Source organism: Pantoea sp. UBA7232, assembly GCF_002473195.1.
GTDB classification, from domain to species: domain Bacteria; phylum Pseudomonadota; class Gammaproteobacteria; order Enterobacterales; family Enterobacteriaceae; genus Pantoea; species Pantoea eucrina.
In genome coordinates this window covers 186,488-205,601 of record NZ_DKTK01000005.1, presented here as the reverse complement: position 1 = coordinate 205,601, position 19,114 = coordinate 186,488, and the positions used below count along the sequence as shown (strand labels likewise).

At 54.9% G+C, this 19,114-nt stretch carries 18 protein-coding genes, 2 tRNA genes and 1 pseudogene; 3 read left to right on the top strand and 18 right to left on the bottom strand.

The annotated features are described in order from the left end of the window. Window positions 1-47: 47 nt before the first annotated feature. Entirely contained in the window at window positions 48-569 is a 522-nt protein-coding gene (locus B4056_RS02960; RefSeq protein ID WP_094110679.1) for a type 1 glutamine amidotransferase domain-containing protein, read from the top strand. A gap of 222 nt (window positions 570-791) precedes the next feature. On the opposite strand, the gene B4056_RS02955 is transcribed toward B4056_RS02960, so the two are convergent. After that, entirely contained in the window at window positions 792-1,214 is a 423-nt protein-coding gene (locus tag B4056_RS02955) for a YhbP family protein (protein WP_094110678.1), read from the bottom strand. 74 nt (window positions 1,215-1,288) lie between these two features. On the opposite strand from B4056_RS02955, the gene B4056_RS02950 reads away from it, so the two are divergent. Further along, a complete protein-coding gene (locus B4056_RS02950; protein WP_039382299.1) occupies window positions 1,289-1,576 on the top strand; it encodes a GIY-YIG nuclease family protein in 288 nt (95 codons plus the stop codon). Here the strand turns inward: B4056_RS02950 and B4056_RS02945 are convergent. Next, window positions 1,560-2,066, bottom strand: a complete 507-nt coding sequence (locus tag B4056_RS02945) for a GNAT family N-acetyltransferase (protein WP_288653772.1) — start codon at window positions 2,064-2,066, stop codon at window positions 1,560-1,562. The two genes, B4056_RS02950 and B4056_RS02945, sit on opposite strands and share 17 nt — an antisense overlap. Window positions 2,067-2,122: 56 nt before the next feature. Beyond that, window positions 2,123-2,348, bottom strand: a pseudogene (locus tag B4056_RS02940) (SCP2 domain-containing protein); the annotation flags it as partial. A 338-nt stretch (window positions 2,349-2,686) separates the two neighbouring features. Between B4056_RS02940 and B4056_RS02935 the strand changes: the two are divergent. Further along, window positions 2,687-3,697: a luciferase-like monooxygenase gene (locus tag B4056_RS02935; protein ID WP_039382294.1), complete on the top strand. Its 1,011-nt coding sequence runs from the start codon at window positions 2,687-2,689 to the stop codon at window positions 3,695-3,697. Between the two features lie 70 nt (window positions 3,698-3,767). Here B4056_RS02935 and B4056_RS02930 read toward each other — a convergent pair whose 3' ends face one another. The 15 genes from B4056_RS02930 to folP form a co-directional block, all read right to left on the bottom strand. Continuing rightward, window positions 3,768-5,666, bottom strand: a complete 1,899-nt coding sequence (locus tag B4056_RS02930; protein ID WP_094110676.1) for a DEAD/DEAH family ATP-dependent RNA helicase — start codon at window positions 5,664-5,666, stop codon at window positions 3,768-3,770. A 16-nt stretch (window positions 5,667-5,682) separates the two neighbouring features. Beyond that, window positions 5,683-5,739, bottom strand: coding sequence for a protein YrbN (yrbN, locus tag B4056_RS17015; RefSeq protein WP_100229640.1), 57 nt, complete (start codon window positions 5,737-5,739; stop codon window positions 5,683-5,685). A 105-nt stretch (window positions 5,740-5,844) separates the two neighbouring features. Next, on the bottom strand, window positions 5,845-6,729 hold the full coding sequence (nlpI, locus tag B4056_RS02925; RefSeq protein ID WP_039382290.1) for a lipoprotein NlpI: 885 nt from the start codon (window positions 6,727-6,729) through the stop codon (window positions 5,845-5,847). Between the two features lie 185 nt (window positions 6,730-6,914). Beyond that, window positions 6,915-9,047 (bottom strand): polyribonucleotide nucleotidyltransferase, encoded by a 2,133-nt coding sequence (gene pnp / locus B4056_RS02920; RefSeq protein ID WP_094110675.1) that lies wholly within the window; start codon window positions 9,045-9,047, stop codon window positions 6,915-6,917. A gap of 307 nt (window positions 9,048-9,354) precedes the next feature. Further along, a complete protein-coding gene (gene rpsO / locus B4056_RS02915) occupies window positions 9,355-9,624 on the bottom strand; it encodes a 30S ribosomal protein S15 (protein WP_010615981.1) in 270 nt (89 codons plus the stop codon). Between the two features lie 134 nt (window positions 9,625-9,758). Next, window positions 9,759-10,703 carry a tRNA pseudouridine(55) synthase TruB gene (gene truB, locus B4056_RS02910; RefSeq protein WP_288653767.1) on the bottom strand — a complete coding sequence of 315 codons (945 nt, stop codon included), beginning with the start codon at window positions 10,701-10,703 and terminating at the stop codon, window positions 9,759-9,761. Then, window positions 10,703-11,110: a 30S ribosome-binding factor RbfA gene (gene rbfA / locus B4056_RS02905; protein ID WP_039382283.1), complete on the bottom strand. Its 408-nt coding sequence runs from the start codon at window positions 11,108-11,110 to the stop codon at window positions 10,703-10,705. The genes truB and rbfA overlap by 1 nt, the downstream gene beginning before the upstream one ends. A 66-nt stretch (window positions 11,111-11,176) precedes the next feature. Next, the gene (gene infB / locus B4056_RS02900; protein WP_071669136.1) at window positions 11,177-13,873 is read right to left on the bottom strand and encodes a translation initiation factor IF-2; all 2,697 of its coding nucleotides are present in this window, start codon (window positions 13,871-13,873) and stop codon (window positions 11,177-11,179) included. A gap of 17 nt (window positions 13,874-13,890) precedes the next feature. Then, window positions 13,891-15,378 (bottom strand): transcription termination factor NusA, encoded by a 1,488-nt coding sequence (nusA, locus tag B4056_RS02895; protein ID WP_039382278.1) that lies wholly within the window; start codon window positions 15,376-15,378, stop codon window positions 13,891-13,893. A 24-nt stretch (window positions 15,379-15,402) separates the two neighbouring features. After that, window positions 15,403-15,855, bottom strand: coding sequence for a ribosome maturation factor RimP (gene rimP / locus B4056_RS02890; protein WP_039382276.1), 453 nt, complete (start codon window positions 15,853-15,855; stop codon window positions 15,403-15,405). 213 nt (window positions 15,856-16,068) lie between these two features. Then, window positions 16,069-16,145, bottom strand: a tRNA-Met gene (locus tag B4056_RS02885). A 59-nt stretch (window positions 16,146-16,204) separates the two neighbouring features. Then, window positions 16,205-16,291: transfer RNA gene (locus B4056_RS02880), tRNA-Leu, on the bottom strand. A gap of 53 nt (window positions 16,292-16,344) precedes the next feature. Beyond that, complete coding sequence (gene secG, locus B4056_RS02875) at window positions 16,345-16,680, bottom strand: preprotein translocase subunit SecG (RefSeq protein WP_039382274.1); 336 nt, start codon at window positions 16,678-16,680, stop codon at window positions 16,345-16,347. 216 nt (window positions 16,681-16,896) lie between these two features. Continuing rightward, window positions 16,897-18,231 carry a phosphoglucosamine mutase gene (gene glmM / locus B4056_RS02870; protein WP_071669137.1) on the bottom strand — a complete coding sequence of 445 codons (1,335 nt, stop codon included), beginning with the start codon at window positions 18,229-18,231 and terminating at the stop codon, window positions 16,897-16,899. A 5-nt stretch (window positions 18,232-18,236) separates the two neighbouring features. Next, window positions 18,237-19,070 (bottom strand): dihydropteroate synthase, encoded by an 834-nt coding sequence (folP, locus tag B4056_RS02865; protein WP_039382270.1) that lies wholly within the window; start codon window positions 19,068-19,070, stop codon window positions 18,237-18,239. Window positions 19,071-19,114: the final 44 nt, after the last annotated feature.

The window sequence follows — 19,114 nt, the reverse complement described above, 5'->3', positions numbered from 1 at the left end:
ACTCATGCAACGAACCCTGGGTTCGCGAACCACATGGAGAAGAGAAGATGGGCAAGAAAATAGCGGTTCTGATCACCGATGATTTTGAGGATTCTGAATTTACCTCACCAGCGGATGCTTACACCCAGGCGGGCCATGACGTGGTCACCATTGAGATGCAGGCAGGAAAAACGGTTAAAGGTAAACAGGGCAAAGCGGAAGTGAAGATCGATAAAGATATCGATCACGTCAGTGCAGCGGAGTTTGATGCGCTGCTGCTGCCGGGCGGTCACTCCCCTGACGCCCTGCGCGGTGACGATCGTTTTGTGCAGTTCACCAAAGATTTTGTTGCCAGCGGCAAACCGATTTTCGCTATTTGTCACGGTCCACAGCTGCTGATCAGCGCCAACGGCGTGCGCGGCCGCAAGATGACCTGTGTGAAAGCGATTGCGATCGATTTGCGTAACGCGGGTGCCGATTTTTACGACAAAGAAGTGGTCGTGGATGATGACAAGCTGGTCACCAGCCGCACCCCGGAAGATCTGCCGGCATTTAACCGCGAATCGCTGCGCATCCTGAGCGCATCATAATATCCCGGCCGCCCGTAGTATCCAGGGCGGCATGATATATCTGACCCAGGGCGGCATGAATGCCGCCCCTACAATTATACGACCTGTAGGGGGCGCATTCATGCGCCCCTGGTGTATTTATGCGCCCCTGGTTTTTGCGATATACCCGCCCCAGGGCGGCATGAATGCCGCCCCTGTGATTGCACGATCTGTAGGGGGCGCATTCATGCGCCCCTGGTGTATTTATGATGCGATACGCTGCCAGCTGATTTTCTTGCCAAAACCCAGTGTGTTATCCGTCATCTTCAGCTCATCTATCGTGAGCTGCCAGAGAGGCGCGGTGACTTTTTTTGCGACCGGAAAACGGCGCTGATAGGCGCTTAACGCCTGCGCATCCTCGCTTAGCCGGATATGTCCGCGATACTGGACCCCTTTAAGCAGCTGAACACTTTTCGGCTGGCCATTAATGGTGCCTGCGACCTGCGGGTTATGCAGCATCATGGCACCGTGACGCGTGGCGGTGTCGCTCATCAGCCAGAATGCCATCTGTGCTTCATCAAACAGATAGTAGCAATTAGCGCACCACAGCTCTTCCGGTGCGCTGGCGCAAAGCGAAAGCACATGCTGTTTCTTCAGGTAGCGCAGTAAATGAGACAGATCGGACAAAGGTCGCTCCCTGCACATAGCCGTGAACGCGGCGGCACGTTACACTGCTGGTGCTTTGTTTTGAGGTCTGAGAAATGGAACAGAACTGGCAGCTTTATATGCTGCAAACCGCTGCCGGGATGATCTATACCGGAATTACCACCGATGTGGCGCGCCGGCTGCTGCAGCATCAGCAGGGACGCGGCGCCCGCTCGCTGCGCGGCAAAGGGCCGCTTACTCTGATGTTTCACTGCCCTGCCGGTGACCGCGCTGCGGCTTCACGCCTGGAGTATCAGGTCAAACAACTCGCCCGTACCCACAAACTGCTGCTGATAGCGCAACAGCCGGCGTGTCTGACCACCTGGTTTACTCAGCGTGGTTAAAAGGCGCAGCAAATACCACTAACCCTTCTGCGCCGCTGAACGCATCGTCTGCCAGCTTGTAAATCTGGAATGTCGCCTCGCTGTCAGGCCAGCGGCAGTGCAGCCCATGATGGGCCGCCGGCTCAAAGCCCAGCGGCTGGTAAAATGCGGGATCGCCCAGCACCACGACCGCGCTGTAGCTGAATTCATTCAGGGAATCGAGCCCCTCATAAACCAGCTGCTTTGCCAGGCCCTGCCCGCGTACCGAACTGTCAACGGTCAGTGGAGCCAGCGCCACCCAGTTACGATCTTCACCCTGCAGCGTTACCGGACTGAAAGCAGCATAGCCCAGCACCTGACCTTCATCATCGGTTGCCACCACGCCCAGCGTGAGCAATCCATCTTCGCGCAGCTGCTGTACCCGTTCAGCTTCAGCTGGGGTCGCAAAACTGCGTTTTAACAGGCTGTCGATGCCGGCAGCATCAACGCCAATCTCAGTACGAATTAACATGGCATCCCCGTGCGTGACGCATAAGCCTGCGCCTTTTGTTTCCCTTCTGCCTTAGCCCGAGCAGCTACCAGCAGCAAGTCGTTGGCTTCGCCGCGAAACCCGGCATCTGCTTCGGCGTCGCGTGAAACGGTCAGACGCCTCCTGCAGCGTGGCGATGCGGCAAAACTGACTCGCAGCAATCCGATCGCCCAGGCCGCGCCCTTGCAGAAAGTCTAACTCACCTTCAGCGAAAACATGACGAAATTGCGCGTTTAAGAGTTGTTGCAAAAGAGTTTTTTCCATCTCCGCACTCGCTTTGCCCGCAATATACGCCTATTCAGCAGGCTTTTTCCCCTAACCGGCGGCGTACGGTTACGAACGGTGTGGCTCTGCGTATTTATAACAGGTTATCAATTATGCCATCTCTGTCGCGCAGTCCTCCCTGCTGAGATCAACAAGCCTGCTATTACGCGTCAGGAAAATAGCGCAGCGGCAGGGGTATACCTTCCGGAAAAATGGTTAATAAAGGCACAATCCGGCTACATCCCTGCCCTTAATAGCAGTTTTAATATGGGTAATGTTGCGTAATACTTATGGCAGCAGGCTGTTCAACGCCTGCGCCATCATTTGCTGGAGTACTCATGTCTGAGAAAAAACCTGTTCGCCTGTCCGTGCTGGATCTGGCTCCTATTCCGCAAGGCGCGTCTGCGCGCGACGCCTTTCACCATTCACTGGCGCTGGCGCGTCAGGCGGAAGCGCTGGGTTTCCACCGCTACTGGCTCGCTGAGCATCACAACATGACCGGTATTGCCAGCGCGGCGACCTCGGTGCTGATCGGGTATCTCGCGGCAAATACCGAAACCCTGCGGCTTGGATCCGGCGGGATTATGCTGCCTAACCATGCGCCGCTGGTGATTGCCGAGCAGTTCGGTACCCTGGAGTCGCTCTACCCTGGTCGCATCGATCTCGGGCTGGGCCGTGCACCGGGTTCCGATCAGCGCACGATGATGGCGCTGCGCCGTCATCTCTCCAGCGCCCAGGCCGACAGCTTCCCGGAAGATGTCGCTGAGCTGCTGCGCTGGTTTGATGCTGAAGAAGGCGAGCATCATCCGGTACAGCCAGTGCCGGGCCTCGGCCTGAAAATTCCGGTGTGGCTGCTCGGCTCAAGCCTTTACAGCGCTCAGCTGGCGGCGAAGCTCGGGCTGCCGTTTGCCTTTGCCTCGCACTTCGCCCCGGATCTGCTGCTGCAGGCGCTGCATCTGTACCGTGAGAAGTTCCAGCCTTCGGCGCGCCTGGCTAAGCCATACGCTATGGTCTGTGTGAATATTGTGGCGGCAGAGAGTGAGCGCGACGCGCGCTTCCTGTTTACCTCCATGCAGCAGCAGTTTATCAACCTGCGCCGCGGCAAGCCGGGCCCGTTGCCTGCGCCGGTGGAAAATATGGATAGCCTCTGGTCGCCGTCAGAGCAGTATGGCGTGCAGCAGGCGCTGAGCATGTCGATTGTGGGCGATAGCGAAAAGGTGCGTCACGGTCTGGCAGCGTTGCAGCGCGAAACGCAGGCGGATGAGATCATGGTCAACGGTCAGATCTTCGATCCCAAAGCGCGGCTGCGCTCATTTGCGCTGGCGATGGAAGCTGCCGGCACGCTGTAGCAGGTTGAGTAAAAGAGATAAAAAAAGGGACGCCGCATGGCGTCCCTTTTTATTGCTTAACGTTTAGCGATTATGCATCACGACGACGTGAGGTGCCTTCGTCGCGACGTGGGCCACGGCCCGCTTCGCGGCTAAAGCGTCCGCCTTCGCGGCCACCTTCACGACGCTCGGAGAAGCGACGCGGTGCACCTTCGCCACGTGGTGCATCACCACGCGGTGCGCTGCTGCGACGCTCACCACCGAAATCACGACCGCCGCTGCGGCGCTCAGTACGCTCGTGTGGCTGTGCATCACCCAGCAGCTGCATATTCATCGGCTTGTTCAGAATACGCGTGCGCGTGAAGTGCTGCAGAACTTCACCCGGCATGCCTTTTGGCAGTTCGATGGTGGAGTGCGTGCCAAACAGCTTGATGTTACCAATGTAGCGGCTGCTGATATCGCCTTCGTTAGCGATAGCGCCCACAATGTGGCGAACTTCAACGCCGTCATCGCGACCCACTTCAATGCGGTAAAGCTGCATGTCGCCTACGTCACGACGCTCACGACGTGGACGATCGCCATCACGGCTCTCACCACGGCTGTCGCGGTCACGACGCGGACGGTCAGCGCGGTCATCACGATCGCGGAACTCACGACGCTGCGGACGTGGTGCGTCAGCCGGTACGATCAGCGGACGTTCACCCTGAGCCATTTTCAGCAGGGCAGCCGCCAGCGTTTCGATATCCAGCTCTTCTTCCGGCTGCATTTTGCTCAGCAGCGCGCGATACTGATCCAGATCGCTGCTTTCCAGCTGCTGCTGTACTTTTGCTGCAAATTTGGCCAGACGACGCTCACCCAGCAGCTCTGCGTTTGGCAGTTCTACTTCCGGAATAGTCAGCTTCATGGTGCGTTCAATGTTACGCAGCAGACGACGCTCGCGGTTCTCAACGAACAGCAGCGCACGGCCAGCTCGGCCCGCACGACCGGTACGGCCGATACGGTGAACATAAGACTCCGCATCCATCGGGATATCGTAGTTAACAACCAGGCTGATACGCTCAACGTCCAGACCGCGCGCCGCAACGTCGGTTGCAATCAGGATATCAAGACGGCCATCTTTCAGGCGCTCCAGCGTCTGCTCACGCAGTGCCTGGTTCATGTCGCCGTTCAGCGCGGCACTGTTGTAGCCACTGCGCTCTAAGGCTTCAGCCACTTCCAGCGTTGCGTTTTTGGTACGCACGAAAATGATGGCTGCATCAAAGTCTTCTGCTTCCAGGAAACGCACCAGCGCTTCAGTTTTACGGCCGTAAGCGGTCCAGTAAGACTGTGAAATATCCGGACGCGTGGTTACGCTTGACTGGATACGCACTTCCTGTGGATCTTTCATGAAGCGTTTGGTAATACGACGAATCGCTTCTGGCATAGTTGCAGAGAACAGTGCGGTCTGATGACCTTCCGGGATCTGCGCCATGATGGTTTCAACGTCTTCGATGAAGCCCATACGCAGCATTTCATCAGCTTCGTCCAGAACCAGACCACGCAGGTTAGAGAGGTCCAGAGTACCACGCTTCAGGTGGTCCAGCAGGCGGCCCGGGGTACCCACAACGATCTGTGGTCCCTGACGCAGGGCGCGCAGCTGTACGTCATAACGCTGGCCGCCATACAGGGCCACGACGTTGACGTTACGCATATGTTTAGAGAATTCTGTCATCGCTTCAGCCACCTGCACCGCCAGTTCGCGGGTCGGTGCCAGCACCAGAATCTGTGGTGCGCGGACAGAAGGATCAACGTTGTTTAACAGCGGCAGTGAGAACGCCGCGGTTTTACCACTACCGGTCTGCGCCATACCCAGAACATCGCGGCCCGCCAGCAGGTGAGGAATACACTCAGCCTGGATTGGGGAAGGCTTAACGTAGCCCATACCGTTCAGAGATTCGAGGATGTCGGCGTTCAGGCCCAGATCAGCAAAAGTGGTTTGAATATCAGTCATGTAGTACACGTGCCTCTTAGATTGCGGCGGCCAGTCTACATAACTCGTCGTGAAAATTTTCAGTCATTTTCATCAAAAAGTGTGAACCGGCTCAAATTAGAAGTTTTGACGAACAGAAAAGCCCTCACCTCTGGAGATGATGACTTTACAGGTACAACAGGCAATAAAAGTTCGTCAGCTATTGCTGGTCAGATTCTGATAAATCGTCTTGTGTCTGGCCGAGTTGCGCCAGTTCCAACAATGCGTATCGGTGTTCAACAAAGTTGTTAACGTTGTTAGACACCGCCAGTTTGAACAACGCTTTCGCGTCGTCCTTCTCCCCCAGACTTAGGTAGTACTTACCTAAATAGAAGTTGGTTTCACTGAGATGTTCAGCGAGCGAGGTGTTATCCGTTGCGTCCGCCTTGAGACGTTCCATCAATGTTTTTTCACTGATGTCGCCCAGGTAGAACTCGACAATATTCCATCCCCATTGGTCCTTAGCCGCTTTGTCATAACGCTGTTTCAGCGCTACTTTAGCCTGGTCTTTGTCTATCTCGCTTTCAGTGAGATAAAGCCAGAGGCTGCGGAACGGATCGTTAGGATCGTCTTGATAAAACGCCAGCAGATCATCTTGCGCTAACCTGTATCGACCACCGTAATAGAGAGCGATACCGCGGTTTAAATGCGCATAATTGTAAGTTGGATCAAGCTCAAGTACAGAATCAAACGCTTCGTAGGCGGCATCAAAGTTGCCAGCCTGCGTTAAGTATATACCAAGATAGTTAAACACTTCTGGCATATCTGGTCTTATAGACAGCGCTTGCGAGAAATCGTTCCGCGCCAGTGCCCTCAGACCCAAACTATCATACAACACTCCGCGCTCATATAACAGCTGTGCGCGTTCATCGTCGGTCAGGGCCCGACTGGCAAGAATTTGTTCCATTCGCGCCAGAATGACCTCTTGCTGCAGTGTGGGCTGCAAAGGTACTGCCAGAACTTCGTTCTTACGCCAATTGGAGTTGCTGCATCCTGCCAGCGAAATAGCTGTCGCAACAATACACCAGCGCAAAAAAGGCTTCATTTCCCACTCCCGATACAAACATTGGGATAACCATCCTGTCATCCGCCTGCTATGCACAAGGGTTCCCGCCCTCGCGATGATACTCCGGCGGTGTCAACTTATCGGCACAGCGACCGTGAGTTGACGCTACCAGAGTATACAAACACCCCTTTCTGCCGGGCAGAAAGGGGCTAATCAGGACACGCTTATTCAGCGTCAGAAGCGTCCACAGCAGTAGCAGCTTCTGCCGGCTTCTGCTCAGTTGCCTCTTTGATGCTCAGACGTACGCGGCCCTGACGGTCAACTTCCATCACCTTAACCGGTACTTCCTGACCCATCTGCAGGTAGTCGGTCACTTTCTCTACGCGCTTGTCGGCGATCTGAGAAATATGAACCAGACCTTCTTTACCGCCACCGATAGCCACGAACGCACCGAAATCAACGATACGGGTAACTTTACCGGAGTAGATGCGGCCCACTTCAATCTCAGCGGTGATCTCTTCGATACGACGAATCGCTTCTTTCGCTTTCTGACCGTCGGTCGCAGCGATTTTTACGGTGCCGTCATCTTCGATTTCGATGGTAGTGCCGGTTTCTTCGGTCAGCGCACGGATTACCGAGCCGCCTTTACCAATCACATCTTTGATCTTGTCAGAGCTGATCTTGATGGTGTAAATGCGCGGTGCGAATTCAGAGATCTCCTGACGCGGCGTGCTGATAGCCTGCTCCATGACGCTCAGGATATGCAGACGCGCACCTTTAGCCTGGTTCAGCGCAACCTGCATGATTTCGCGGGTGATGCCTTCGATTTTGATGTCCATCTGCAGCGCGGTAATACCCTCACGGCTACCCGCTACTTTGAAGTCCATATCGCCGAGGTGATCTTCATCGCCCAGGATGTCAGACAGCACGACAAACTTCTCATCTTCCTTCACCAGACCCATAGCAATACCGGCAACGGCTGCTTTGATCGGTACGCCTGCGTCCATCAGTGCCAGTGAAGCACCGCAAACGGAAGCCATAGAAGAAGAACCGTTTGATTCAGTGATTTCTGATACAACGCGTACGGTGTACGGGAACTCTTCCTGCTTAGGCATAACTGCCAGCACGCCACGCTTCGCCAGACGACCGTGACCAATTTCACGACGCTTCGGTGAGCCAACCATGCCGGTTTCGCCCACTGAGTATGGAGGGAAGTTGTAGTGGAACAGGAAGCTGTCGGTACGCTCGCCCATCAGCTCATCCAGGTTCTGCGCATCGCGTGCGGTACCCAGCGTAGCAGCAACCAGCGCCTGCGTTTCACCACGGGTGAACAGCGCAGAGCCGTGCGTACGCGGCAGTACGCCGGTACGCACGTCCAGACCGCGGATCATATCTTTTTCGCGACCGTCGATACGCGGTTCGCCGCTCAGGATGCGGGTACGAACCACATTCTTTTCGAGGCTATGCACAATATCGCCGATTTCTGCATCATCCAGCGCAGCATCTTCAGCCAGCAGCGCAGCGATCGTCTCATCTTTGATCACGCCAACCTGTGCGTAACGCTCCTGCTTATCGGTGATGCGGTAAGCATCAGCGATGCGCGCTTCCGCCAGCGCGGCAACACGTGCAATCAGTGCATCGTTAGTCGCTTCTGGCTTCCAGTCCCAGCGCGGTTTACCCGCTTCGGCGACCAGCGCGTTGATGTTTTCGATAACAACCTGCTGCTGGTCGTGGCCAAATACCACGGCGCCCAGCATCTGCTCTTCGGTCAGGATATCGGCTTCCGATTCAACCATCAGTACCGCGTTCTGGGTACCGGCAACCACCAGGTCCAGACGTGACTGTTTGATCTCATCTGCGGTCGGGTTCAGGACATACTGGTCGTTGATGTAACCAACGCGAGCAGAACCGATTGGACCGTTGAACGGAATACCTGACAGTGACAGCGCAGCAGAGGCACCAATCATTGCCACGATGTCCGGGTTAACCTGAGGGTTAACAGAAACGACAGTAGCGATAACCTGCACTTCGTTAACGAAGCCTTCCGGGAACAGCGGACGCACCGGGCGGTCAATCAGACGCGCAATCAGGGTTTCGCCTTCGCTTGGCCGGCCTTCGCGACGGAAGAAGCTGCCCGGGATACGACCAGCAGCATAGGTACGCTCCTGATAGTTAACGGTCAGCGGGAAAAAGTCCTGGCCTGGTTTCGCTTTCTTCTGGCCAACAACGGTTACAAATACCGCTGTGTCATCCATGCTTACCATAACAGCAGCGGTAGCCTGACGTGCCATCATGCCGGTTTCCAGCGTGACGGTATGCTGACCATATTGGAATTTGCGTACGATCGGATTCAGCAAAATTAACATCCTTAAATTCAGGGCAGAGCCATTGCGGCTCGCCAGTGATAACCGATCTTTGTCGCATCCTCGCGACTAATGACAACCCTCAACCGCCCCTGCGGCAAAGCCTCTCATTAGCCGCGCGAACCTCTGCAAACAAAGATCACACTCAGCAACAATACATGAGTTTGGTCTGGATTGCTGCGGATTGCTCGAAAAAAGGGGCCTTAAAGGCCCCCTTTTCGCGAAACTCGCACAAATCTGATCGTCAGATGCGTTTTTTTGCATAGTGCATGCGCTACATCCTTGATCAGATTCTTCAGACTTAGCGACGCAGACCCAGGCTCTCGATCAGGCTGGTGTAGCGAGCAACGTCTTTACGCTTCAGATAGTCCAGCAGCTTACGACGCTGGGATACCATGCGCAGCAGACCGCGACGGCTGTGGTGGTCTTTCTTGTGCTCAGAGAAGTGACCCTGCAGGTGGTTAATCTGAGCAGTCAGCAGAGCAACCTGAACTTCAGTTGAACCGCTGTCGTTAGCGCCACGACCATATTTAGCAACGATCTCTGCTTTAGCTTCTACGCTTAGAGACATAATAAACTCCAGTAAAAAAATGAATGTATGGGTGCCGATCTCTAATTCAGCAGCCCGCTTTTAAAGCCGCGCTATTCTACTCTGCGCCCGCAGGCAACGCAAATGCGCTGTTGCAGCAAAGATGAGCAGCACGGTCAGCCAGGAAACTCCACCACCAGCCGGCGTGGCGCTACCCGTCCATCGGCGGCGATTTCAGCCATGCCGATGAATTTTTGTGCCTCACCTTCCGTGACCCTTACCAGACCTGCTGCCGGCGTATCCGCAGCCTGGACCGGCATACCCTGCTTAAAGCTGGCGGCAACCGTAACGGGCAGATTGACCACCGGAAAATCTTCCGCCGGGCTGTCCATTGGCAGCAGCAGCGCATCGAGCGCGCTGTAGTCAGGCGTTTCAGCCGCGGTGGCTTCTGCTGCCACCGCCTGCAGCTGCTCCAGCGTCATCATTCGTGCAATCGGGTAGCGTGCGACCTGCAGACGACGCAGCATAATGACATGCGCGCCACAGCCCAGCTTCTCACCCAGATCGTCGATGATGGTACGAATATAGGTGCCTTTGGAGACGTGGATCTCCAGCTCCAGCTCATCACCTTCATGGCGAATAAACTGCAGCTCAAATACGGTGATGGGTCGGGCTTCACGCGGCACGGTAACGCCTTCGCGCGCATACTCATAGAGCTTGCGACCCTGATATTTCAGCGCCGAGAACATAGTCGGCACCTGCATCGTATCACCGCGAAAACTCTCCAGCGCCGCATCCAGCTCAGGCTGGCTGAAGGTCACCGGGCGGGTTTCCACAATGTTGCCATCTGCGTCTGAAGTATCGGTACGTTCGCCCAGCCGGGCGATAACGCGATAACGCTTATCAGAGTCGAGCAGATACTGCGAAAACTTGGTGGCCTCGCCCAGACAAATCGGCAGCATACCGGTGGCAAGGGGATCCAGCGCACCGGTATGACCCGCTTTGTTAGCATTAAACAGGCGCTTAACTTTTTGCAGCACATCATTGGACGACGCGCCCTGATGCTTATCCAGCAGGAAGACACCGTGTACGTCGCGGCCGCGACGACGAGGACGACTCATCAGTCCTCCTTGTCATCTTCCGCCGGGGTTTCACCGCGCCGTTCTGCATCGTTTCTGATCACGTTAGAGACCAGATTTGACATGCGCATCCCTTCAATCAGTGAGTTGTCATAGAAGAAGGTCAGCTCCGGCACAATGCGCAGACGCATCGCTTTGCCCAGCAGAATGCGGATGTAGCCTGACGCCTCTTTCAGCGCTTTCAGACCATTTTTTACCGCTTCTTCATCCTGATCGTTCAGGAAAGTCACAAATACTTTGGCATAGGCCAGATCGCGCGACACTTCAACGCCAGAGACCGTCACCATCATACCCAGACGCGGATCTTTGATTTCGCGCTGCAGAATAATCGCGATCTCTTTTTGCAGCTCCTGAGAAACCCGCTGCGGGCGACCAAATTCTTTCGCCATAATGATATCTCCCAAATAATTCGGGAGGCCAGTGGCCTCCCAAATTGCAGTACATCGATAAGTGAATTATGCGATGGTGCGTTTAATTTCAATGATTTCGAACACTTCGATCATATCGCCAACGCGAACGTCGTTGTAGTTCTTCACACCGATACCACACTCCATGCCGTTACGCACTTCGTTGACGTCATCTTTGAAGCGACGCAGGGATTCCAGCTCGCCTTCATAGATAACCACGTTGTCGCGCAGGACACGAATTGGGTTGTGACGCTTGATGTTGCCTTCGGTAACCATACAGCCCGCGATCGCGCCAAATTTCGGTGATTTAAACACATCACGTACTTCGGCCAGACCGATGATCTGCTGTTTGAATTCCGGCGCCAGCATACCGCTCATCGCAGCTTTTACTTCGTCAATCAGATTATAGATGACGGAGTAGTAACGCAGGTCGACGTTTTCAGCATCAATCACACGACGCGCAGAAGCGTCAGCACGGACGTTAAAGCCGAGGATGATCGCATTGGAAGCGGCCGCCAGCGTAGCGTCGGTTTCGGTGATACCGCCCACGCCAGAACCGATAATTTTCACCTTCACTTCGTCGGTGGAGAGTTTCAGCAGCGAATCGGAGATCGCTTCTACCGAGCCCTGTACGTCAGACTTCAGAACGATGTTCAGCTCTGAGACTTCGCCTTCAGTCATGTTCGCAAACATGTTTTCCAGCTTCGACTTCTGCTGACGCGCCAGTTTCACTTCGCGGAATTTACCCTGACGATAGAGAGCAACTTCACGCGCTTTCTTCTCGTCACGGACCACAGTCGCTTCATCACCCGCTGCCGGTACGCCAGAGAGACCCAGGATCTCAACCGGAATCGATGGGCCTGCTTCCTGTACTTCGCGTCCCAGTTCGTCACGCATCGCACGTACGCGGCCATACTCGAAGCCACACAGTACGATATCGCCTTTGTTCAGCGTACCTTCACGTACCAGCACGGTAGCGACCGGACCACGACCTTTATCCAGGAAGGATTCGATAACCACACCGCTTGCCATACCTTCACGAATAGCGGTCAGCTCAAGCACTTCCGCCTGCAGCAGAATGGCGTTCAGCAGATCGTCGATACCGGTACCCGCTTTCGCAGAAACGTTGACGAACATGTTTTCGCCGCCCCACTCTTCCGGAATGATGCCGTACTGAGTCAGCTCGTTCTTCACGCGATCCGGATCGGCTTCTGGTTTGTCGCACTTGTTCACTGCAACCACAACCGGTACACCGGCCGCTTTTGCGTGTTGAATCGCTTCGACGGTCTGTGGCATCACGCCATCATCCGCAGCAACGACCAGGATAACGATATCCGTTGCCTGCGCACCGCGAGCACGCATTGCGGTAAACGCGGCGTGTCCCGGGGTATCCAGGAAGGTGACCATGCCGTTTTCGGTTTCAACGTGATAGGCACCGATGTGCTGGGTAATACCACCCGCTTCGCCAGAGGCGACTTTCGTTGAGCGGATGTAATCCAGCAGGGAGGTTTTACCGTGGTCAACGTGACCCATGATGGTCACGACCGGCGCACGGCTCTCCTGCGCTGCATCAGTATCACGATCGTCCATTACCGCTTCTTCCAGCTCGTTCTCGCGGCGCAGGATCACTTTATGACCCATCTCTTCCGCGACCAGCTGTGCAGTTTCCTGGTCGATAACCTGGTTGATAGTCGCCATCGCGCCCATCTTCATCATCGCTTTGATGACCAGTGAACCTTTCACTGCCATCTTGTTCGCCAGTTCAGCTACGGTGATGGTTTCGCCGATAATCACGTCGCGGTTAACGGCCTGCGCTGGCTTGTTAAAGCCCTGCTGCAGTGCGCTAGGTTTGCGATGCTTACCGCCTTTACCACCGCGAACCTGCGCACGCGCTTCTTCACGATCGGTTTTAGCTTCGGAGTGCTTGTTGCCTTTTTTGGCAGGACGCGTGGCTTTAGCCGTGGTGCGTGCACGTGCACGACCCGCTTCAACCTGACGATCGTTTTCGTCTTCTGCCTGACGGGCATGAGTTGAAGTTGTGACGTGATAGTCACCTTTATCTTCTTCCTCAGGTTTGTCCCACTCCGCGCCTTTCTCTTCTGCCAGGCGGCGTGCTTCTTCCGCTACGCGGCGTGCGCTCTCTTCGAGCTTACGACGGGCTTCTTCTTCAGCTTTACGCTTCAGTTCAGCCGCTTCAGCTTCGCGACGGGCTTTATCAGACTGCGCAGCCTTGGTCACTTCATCGGTAGGTTGGTTTGTCACTTTATCTTTTTCCGCTGCTTCACGCTTAGCCTTGTCAGCGGCTTCGCGCCTGGCTTTATCTTCGGCTTCACGTTGCGCTTTTAATTCAGCCTCGCGACGGGCTTGTTCTTCCGCCTCGCGACGCGCCTGCTCTTCCGCTACGCGCTGTGCCTCAGCTTCCGCTTCTGCCTGAGCCTGCTGCTCAGCCTCTGCATCACCCTTCACATATGTGCGCTTTTTGCGAACTTCAATTTGCACCGATTTACTTTTACCCCCGGTGCCCGGAATATTCAAGGTGCTGCGCGTTTTGCGCTGCAACGTCAGTTTACCTGAACTGGTTTGACCGTGCTCACGGTTCAGGTGGGACAGTAAGGTCTCTTTCTCTTGCTGGGACACCGCGTCGTTTTCAGACTTAGGGATCCCCGCATCAGCAAATTGCTGTACCAGGCGATCGACCGGAGTCTGAATTTCGGCGGCCAGCGATTTTACGGTTACATCTGTCATGCTGTTCCTTCCTGTTATTACGCGTCATCGCCGAACCAGCAGATATTACGTGCAGCCATAATCAGCGCACCGGCCTTCTCATCATCCAGCCCTTCAATATCTGTCAGATCGTCAACACCTTGCTCAGCGAGATCTTCCAGCGTGCAAACGCCTTTTGACGCCAGGCGATAGGCCAGCGCACGATCCAGGCCTTCAAGATTCAGCAAGTCCTCAGCGGGCTCCTGATTACCAAGGCTTTCTTCTTTCGCTAATGCCAGGGTGGTTAACGCATTTTTGGCTCGTTCACGCAGGGCTTCAATGGTCTCTTCGTCGAGGCCGTCAATTTCCAGCAGCTCGTTCATTGGCACATAGGCCAGTTCTTCCAGCGAAGAGAAGCCCTCTTCCACCAGTATGGTGGCGAACTCTTCGTCGATGTCGAGATGTTTCGTGAACATATCGATTGCTGCGTGGGCTTCAGCCTGATGCTTAGCCTGCAGATCGTCGACGGTCATCACGTTCAGCTCCCAGCCGCTCAGCTGGGAAGCCAGACGCACGTTTTGGCCATTACGGCCGATCGCCTGAGCCAGATTACCGGCCTCAACAGCGATATCCATGGTGTGATTATCTTCATCCACCACGATTGACGCCACATCGGCAGGCGCCATGGCGTTAATTACAAACTGTGCCGGATTATCATCCCACAGCACGATATCGATACGCTCGCCGCCCAGTTCACTGGAAACAGCCTGCACGCGTGCGCCGCGCATACCGACGCAGGCACCTACCGGATCGATACGTTTATCGTTGGTTTTTACCGCAATTTTAGCGCGTGAACCCGGATCGCGGGCAGCCGCTTTAATTTCGATAACTTCTTCACCAATTTCCGGCACCTCAATGCGGAACAGTTCGATCAGCATTTCAGGTTTGGAACGGGTAACAAACAGCTGAGCACCACGCGCTTCAGGACGCACGGCATACAGCACGCCGCGAATACGGTCGCCCGGACGGAAGTTCTCACGTGGCAGCATATCTTCACGTACGATCACCGCCTCGGCGTTGCTGCCCAGGTCCAGCGTGATGTTGTCGCGATTCACTTTCTTCACCTGACCGGTGATGATGTCGCCTTGCTGCTCGCGGAACTGGTCCACAACCATTGCGCGCTCAGCTTCACGTACTTTCTGAACGATAACCTGCTTCGCAGTCTGTGTAGTGATACGGTCAAAGGTGACAGATTCAATCTGATCTTCAACGTAATCGCCCAGATTGAGCGCTTCATCTTCGAAGCGAGCCGCGTCCAGCGTGATTTCACGCGTAGGCTGAGTAACTTCATCAACGATTACCCAACGACGGAACGTGTCGAAATCGCCGCTGCGGCGATCGATACTGACGCGCACGTCGATTTCCTGCTCATACTTCTTTTTGGTCGCAGTGGCCAAAGCGCTCTCCAGCGCTTCGAAGATTTTCTCACGCGGCAGAGCTTTTTCATTAGAAACGGCTTCTACTACAGCTAAGATTTCTTTATTCATCCTGGTTAGCCTCAATCCGGACTTTTAAAAGTGGGGGACCAGGTTCGCTTTCTGAATATTGCTCAGTGCGAACACTTCATCGTTACCCTCGACGGTCACAGTGATCATCTCGCCTTCCACCGACTTGATGATGCCCTGCCATTTGCGACGGTTCTGTACCGCCATCCGCAGGACCAGGCTGACTTCCTCACCCGCAAAGCGCGCATAGTGTTCTGCAGTGAAAAGTGGACGATCGAGACCCGGCGAGGAAACTTCAAGGTTGTAAGCCACCGTAATTGGATCTTCCACATCCATCACAGCGCTCACCTGGTGGCTAACATCGGCGCAATCATCAACATTGATACCCTCTTCGCTATCAATATAGATGCGCAAGGTTGATGTGCGACCACGAACGAATTCAATACCGACCAGTTCGTAGCCAAGCGCTTCTACCGGAGCAGAGATCAACTCTGTCAATTTTTGCTCTAATGTGGACAAGCCCACCCCCAAGACATAAAAAAAGGGCCTAAAGCCCAGTGTTACGATTTCCTGATAACAAAAAACCCCGAAAAATCGGGGCTTTTTATGACTGGACCCTGTATGCCGCAGTGCGGCTTCGGCGCACAATCCAGAAGAATTTTTTTCAAAAACTCACTGATAATGCGTCCGTCGATGCATACAGTATATTTGAAAAAGAACTCTAAGGGAAAGTGGTTGCGGGGGCCGGATTTGAACCGACGACCTTCGGGTTATGAGCCCGACGAGCTACCAGGCTGCTCCACCCCGCGTCCGAAAACGTGGCGAATATTACGCCGATCTTGCGAAAATAGCAAGTTTTACTGAGAATTGGTACCGAGGACGGGACTTGAACCCGTAAGCCCTTTCGAGCACTACCACCTCAAGGTAGCGTGTCTACCAATTTCACCACCTCGGTACTGCACTGACTGCGACGATAGTATAGTCGCTTAAGCGTTGACGATTTACTGCTTACTGCGGGATATCATTGCCCGGGGTTGCCGGTTTAGCTGGCTGAGTCTGCTGTTCAGACTGAGCTGGCGCAGTGAGGTTTTCCCACTCGCTTCCTTTGGAAGTCTTATTGCTGTTCAGGTTACCCAGAATCAGACTGATAATGAAGAACAGCGAAGCCAGTATCGCGGTCATACGTGTCATAAAGTTACCTGACCCGTTTGAACCAAACAGCGTACCGGAAGCGCCTGCACCGAATGAGGCTCCCATATCAGCGCCTTTGCCTTGCTGCAGCATGATCAGACCAACCAGGCCAATCGCCACAATAAGGAAAACAACTAACAGAGCTTCGTACATAATCAACCTGTTTCCTTGCGCGTAACCGCACAGTTAAAGCTTCAACCAATACAGACGGGTAGTCTCGTCATTACCCATCAGAAGCGGGTGTGAATACTAACCAAAGGCGCCTGGCTCTGCAAGTGCAATTTTAGCCATAAAATTCAATTGCAGAAAAAAGCGCCAGCATGATGATTTACCAGGCGAAAAGGCATCCCACCTGCCGCCTGGCCGGGTTTAAACTGCTTTTACCGCTGCGGCAATATTATGCGCCAGCGCGGTTACCTGCGCTTCATCTTCGCCTTCCACCATCACGCGGATCAGCGGCTCCGTGCCTGATTTACGCAGCAGTACCCGCCCGCGCCCTGCCAGCGCCTGCTCTGCTTCGGCAGCCGCAGCTTTCACGCTTTCACTCTCCAGCGGATCGTGGCTGCCGGTAAAGCGCACGTTAACCAGGATTTGCGGCAGCATTTTCATACCGCTGCACAGATCGTGCAGACTCATGTGGTTGCGCACTATGGCAGTAAGCACTTGCAAACTGGCTACAATTCCGTCGCCGGTACTGATTTTATCCAGCAGAATAACGTGCCCGGAGTTCTCAGCCCCCATGCGCCAGCCTTTCTCCTGCATTTTTTCCAGTACGTAGCGGTCGCCCACTTTGGCACGGGTGAACGGAATGCCCAGCTGTTTCAGGGCCAGCTCCAGCCCCATATTACTCATCAGCGTCCCGACCACGCCGCCGCGCAGCTGTCCCTGACGCAGCGCTTCGCGCGCAATGATATAGAGAATCTGGTCGCCATCCACTTTCTGTCCCAGATGATCCACCATCATGATGCGATCGCCATCTCCGTCATAGGCGAGACCAAGGTTAGCCTGCTCTTCCAGGACGCGCTGCTGCAGCTGACGCAGGTCAGTCGCTCCGCACTCCTTGTTGATGTTCATGCCGTCCGGCTGCACGCCAATCGCGATGACCTGCGCACCCAGCTCACGCAGCACGTTAGGGGCGATGTGATAGGTGGCACCATTCGCGCAATCGACCACAATTTTCAGACCGTTGAGACTCAGCTCGCCGGGGAAAGTGCCTTTACAGAATTCAATATAGCGACCGGCGGCATCCACGATACGGCTGGCACGCCCCAGTTCAGCAGATTCCACGCAGGTCAGCGGTTTTTCCAGCTCGCGCTCAATCGCTTCTTCCACATCATCCGGCAGCTTGGTGCCTTCGGCTGAGAAAAATTTAATGCCGTTATCATCAAACGGATTGTGAGAGGCGGAGATCACGATCCCCGCTTCCGCACGAAACGTTCGCGTCAGGTAGGCGATTGCCGGGGTTGGCATCGGTCCGGTAAAAGCTGCCGAGAGGCCTGCTGCTGCCAGCCCCGCTTCGAGCGCCGACTCCAGCATATAGCCAGAAATGCGCGTGTCTTTGCCAATCAGTACTTTTCTTGAACCTGAACGCGCCAGCACTTTGCCTGCGGCAAAACCCAGCTTCAGTACAAAATCGGGCGTAATCGGCGCTTCGCCTACTTTGCCGCGGATGCCATCTGTACCAAAATATTTACGCTCACTCATGCCTGTTATCCTTTTGCTCTCTGGGTCGCTTCCACGATGCGCATCGCTTCAACTGTCTCTTTCACATCATGCACGCGAATAATCTGGGCGCCCTGCATCGCAGCAATGACTGCGCAGCTCAGGCTGCCGGTAAGACGCTGTGCCGGGCCGACATTAAGCAACTGACCAATCATCGATTTACGCGACATTCCCACCAGCAGCGGTAAGCCGTAATGATGAAAATGGCTCAGGTGGGCCAGCAGCTCATAGTTATGGCTGAGATTCTTACCGAAACCAAAGCCCGGGTCGAGCAGCAGTTGCGCTTTTTTGATGCCCGCCGCCTCACAGCGCGCAATTTGCGCAGCGAAGTAAGCGTCCACTTCGCTGATCACATTGTTATACGTGGGTGTCTGCTGCATGGTGCGGGGTTCACCCTGCATATGCATCAGACAAACCGGTAAACCGCTCTCTGCCGCCGCATCGAGCGCGCCAGGCTCTGAAAGCGAGCGAATATCATTGATGATGTGAGCACCCGCTCTCGCTGCTTCACGGATGACGTCAGGCTTTGAGGTATCTACTGAGATCCAGACTTCAAACCGCTGTGCAATGGCCTCCACGACCGGGATAACCCGCTCCAGCTCCTCCTCAACGCTGACCTCGTCCGCTCCGGGCCGGGTCGACTCGCCGCCGACATCGATGATTGTCGCGCCCGCATTTACCATCTCATTGGTATGCGTCAGCGCGTTTACCAGAGAGTTATGCGCGCCGCCGTCAGAAAAGGAGTCGGGCGTTACGTTCAGAATACCCATTACATGGGGGAAGGAGAGATCGAGAAACGAATCACGCGCGTGGAGTTTCATGGCAGGTATGGTCCTGAAATGGTCAAACGTTAAATGTAAAAAAC